Consider the following 3,455-nt stretch of genomic DNA (forward strand, 5'->3'; position numbering starts at 1 on the left):
GCTTGCGCAAGCAAGAGGAGTGCCAGAAGCCTATGTGTCGTAGACCGAACGAGGGCGCAAGTCCCGAAGTGAAGCGGTTAGTTGCTGTTATACGAAGTTCCGTTAGCAAGGGGAAATTACTGGATCAGGTAACTTGTATTCTAAGCTAATATATGTTCCTCTGAAGTTTAGAGGTTTTTTGAGTAATAGTGTTTCAATTAATGTTCCCTTAGTATGCGTGTTAGTAAGTGTGGTATTGTTTACTCCCATTTTTGCGAGTTCATAAGGATCAGAGACAAAAGCAATGGTTGATATTCGGATATCTTCATTTTTATCCAAAAATATTGAACTAAACGCAGTTTTTAAAAAGTCATCGATCAGGGTTTTAAATTTCCCATAGATATTTTCAATTTTGAGATATTGTTTGTCTTTTATATTTTTTAGTTCGTAACAATATAAAGAAAAATAATTTCCCTTTTCGCAGTATATTATATATAAGCAGTCAGGTGATGGAGGAGTTAGTGCCAAATGTAAAGAATTGTAATAGGAATCTACCTTTAGAATTAAATATTTATCACGGGGAAAATTTTTATCTACCTCTACTTGAATTTGGTTTTCTTCACAATGGGAGACAATATGTTTTGAAAGAATAGGGTGAGTTGATATTTTATTTAAGAGCATTTAGTTTCCTAATTACATCTATTTTTTCGTTATAAAGTGATTCTGATACGATACCGAAATTTAGATCGTCGAAACCAAGTTCATCTGATTTTATGTTTCTTGCTATTGATCCTTTTGATTCTTCTTTTTCTAAAATGTAATTTGCACATTCTGAGTAATTTATTTCTTTAGAAATGATAAGATTGTTTAGTTTATTGAATACATAAGAACTATGCGATGTCATAATAATTTTACATCCAAGTTTTACTGCTTTTACAAGAATTTCAGTAATGATAATCTGTGCGTAAGGATGTAGGTGCGATTCTGGTTCTTCGATGAATATGATTGGATGGTATTCTGTTTGCTTCCTTGGTCTGAATAAAGTTTCAGATACAATATATTTAAAATATGCCACAATGGGTGAAATTTCTGATACCATTGATGAAGATAACGAAACGTCGATTTTTAAATCTGTATTATGTGGTGAATACCTTATATTTCTAGACTTATCATCAAATGATATCTCTCCTTTTAGTAATTCGTTTTCTAATAGTTTTACTATCTCCGTATATTTATCGCTTTTTTTCGATTTTATGTTAATATCCGATAGTTTTATAAAATAATCGGATAATGGTTCTTGGATCTGTGGAAGATTTATTGATTTCCTTAAGAATGTTCTTCTTTTTGAAAGCTCAGCAATTATTTGACTAAATGCATTAAGTGCCTGATATAGTCCGCTCCTAGAAGCCGGTAAAAAATTTAAGCTAACAGATTCTAATTGATTGTTTGTAATATCTAAAATGCATTTTTCCAAAACACTGGAAAGGTCGTCGAAAAATTGTGTTCCGCCAGCATTGAAATGGATAATTGTTTCATTGTCATTATATTTGATAGACCAATGTTTCTGTGCATGTTTTACAATTAGAGAAAAATTTAAGTTAATTCGGTCGATTACTAGCTGGTTCTCGATTATTTTTAAAGTTATTTGTATCTCTTTTCCGATTATTTCAATTGTCGAATCTTGATTTGAAAACTTACTTTTAATTGATTCTATACCTCCAAATGAACTTGATAGTGATTCATTAAACCCTTCTAAAAAAGTTATTCTTAAGATTTTAGTAAATATTTTTTCAAAATCAGCTGTAATATCGATATGAGTTTGAACTGATTGAGTCGCTTTTAAGTTTTCTTCTAACTTCTCTAGATCAGAATTAATTACTCTATTCATGATATAGCGGAAGTCAAAATAATCATTTTGCATTAAGTATTTTAATATTAAATAAGTCGTACTCATTGCATAAGATTTACCAATATTATTTTTTCCGAAGATGACTATTAAATTATTTGATAAATCTAATTCAAAGCATTCTATTGGTCCGATATTGTTTAATTTTATTTTCATGGCTTCCTTATTTAAGTAAAATCCTCGGTATTATATAAATCGGCTTTTTTGGCGTTAAACTTATAAAAGTTTACGGAATTTCGTATAACGAACTAGACTAACCGACGTAGGCTGACCCTGAGTCCCGAATGGGACGTTAGGGACTGGCCACGACACTTGCGCAGGCAAGGGGAGTGCCAGAAGCCTATGTGTCGCAGACCGAGCGAGGGCGTAAGTCCCGAAGCGAAGCGGTTAGTTGCTGTTAGCCGAAGTGTTTTATCTGTTGGTATAAGGACTGCTTGATTTGCAAATTCCAGCATCTAAAACTGTATTATTTTTTTCGAGAAAAAGTGTGAGGTGTTTTTCATTGCAATTGTTTTCCGGACCAAGCCATATATTGTTGATGTGATATTTTTGATTATCGTATCTAAATTTTAACTTTCGAAATGGCACAAATTGATCACTATTTTTTATCCTATATTCATAGTGTTTGCCAATATTGTTCGTTCTAAGCATAAGAAAATCTGGATTAAGATTCAAACGCATATCCTGGATTTCGACAATTCGGATTTCCTTTTCATTTTCAAAACTTTTGTGTTTTTTCGTGAGAATTAAATTTTCAACATTTGGTGGAGTTGTAAACCAACCTTCACATGCAAGATAGAGTAATTCATCAGCGATTTCAAAATTTGTATCCGATATGTATTCTAAAGGAAAGATTCCAATTCCAGTTTCATTTGATTGTGAAAAATAAGGAATTTTTGGAGATACATCTAAAGAATTAGTATAGAATCCAATTGAAACACCTTTTCCTTTGTCACCATATGTTAACCATTGGTTAAGTAAATCGGATTCTGCTGAGAAACTTGCGATGAAGTAGTCTTTCATATTTATATAAAATAGTCGTAAGAATTTTTCTAGAATTTCAGCATTCAATTCATTTGCGATTTGATTCGCTCTTTTAACTAAAATATTAAAAAATAACCTACTATCACTTTTATCGTTCATTGCACTTTGGTGTGATAGAAATAATTCGCCTGATTCAATTATCTTGTAAAATGATTCAAGAGAGCAGTAATGATAAACTAAATTTGGAAGATTAACAGATTCTCGTTTTATACTATATTTTTGGAAGATTTGAACATCTTTTAATATTTCCTCTGGCGGTTTATTTATATTCATTTTATTTTATATTTTGTAAATGATTAAAACATTTCGGCTAACGAACTAGGCTAACCGACGTAGGCTGACCCTGGGCCTCGTAGAGGCGTTAGGGACTGGCACGTAGTTTGCGGAAGCAAACGAGTGACAGAAAGCCTATGTGCCGTAGGCCGAGCGAGGGCGAAGACCCGAAGCGAAGTGGTTAGCTGCTGTTATACGTAGTGGTGTATTAGAAGGTATAAGATAAGCTTAGATAAATACTTCTGAAAGTATC

Annotated in this window: 3 protein-coding genes; all 3 read right to left on the bottom strand. The window is 32.4% G+C overall.

What is annotated here, in order from left to right; translation table 11 throughout:
• Positions 1 to 102: 102 nt before the first annotated feature.
• The 3 genes from LEP1GSC203_RS05495 to LEP1GSC203_RS05505 all read right to left on the bottom strand — a co-directional run bounded on the left by LEP1GSC203_RS05495 (position 103) and on the right by LEP1GSC203_RS05505 (position 3,202).
• On the bottom strand, positions 103 to 660 hold the full coding sequence (locus LEP1GSC203_RS05495) for a hypothetical protein (RefSeq protein ID WP_002972951.1): 558 nt from the start codon (positions 658 to 660) through the stop codon (positions 103 to 105).
• Positions 647 to 2,041, bottom strand: a complete 1,395-nt coding sequence (locus LEP1GSC203_RS05500; RefSeq protein ID WP_002972952.1) for an AAA family ATPase — start codon at positions 2,039 to 2,041, stop codon at positions 647 to 649. The genes LEP1GSC203_RS05495 and LEP1GSC203_RS05500 overlap by 14 nt, the downstream gene beginning before the upstream one ends.
• A gap of 255 nt (positions 2,042 to 2,296) precedes the next feature.
• Entirely contained in the window at positions 2,297 to 3,202 is a 906-nt protein-coding gene (locus LEP1GSC203_RS05505) for a DUF2971 domain-containing protein (RefSeq protein WP_002972953.1), read from the bottom strand.
• Between the last annotated feature and the right edge of the window lie 253 nt (positions 3,203 to 3,455).

The organism is Leptospira terpstrae serovar Hualin str. LT 11-33 = ATCC 700639, from assembly GCF_000332495.1.
Lineage (GTDB): Bacteria > Spirochaetota > Leptospiria > Leptospirales > Leptospiraceae > Leptospira_A > Leptospira_A terpstrae.

Excerpts from the sequence above, each read along its gene's own strand:
- LEP1GSC203_RS05505 (WP_002972953.1), bottom strand. The coding sequence starts at position 3,202 with ATGAATATAAATAAACCGCCAGAGGAAATATTAAAAGATGTTCAAATC.
- LEP1GSC203_RS05495 (WP_002972951.1), bottom strand. The coding sequence starts at position 660 with ATGCTCTTAAATAAAATATCAACTCACCCTATTCTTTCAAAACATATT.
- LEP1GSC203_RS05500 (WP_002972952.1), bottom strand. The coding sequence starts at position 2,041 with ATGAAAATAAAATTAAACAATATCGGACCAATAGAATGCTTTGAATTA.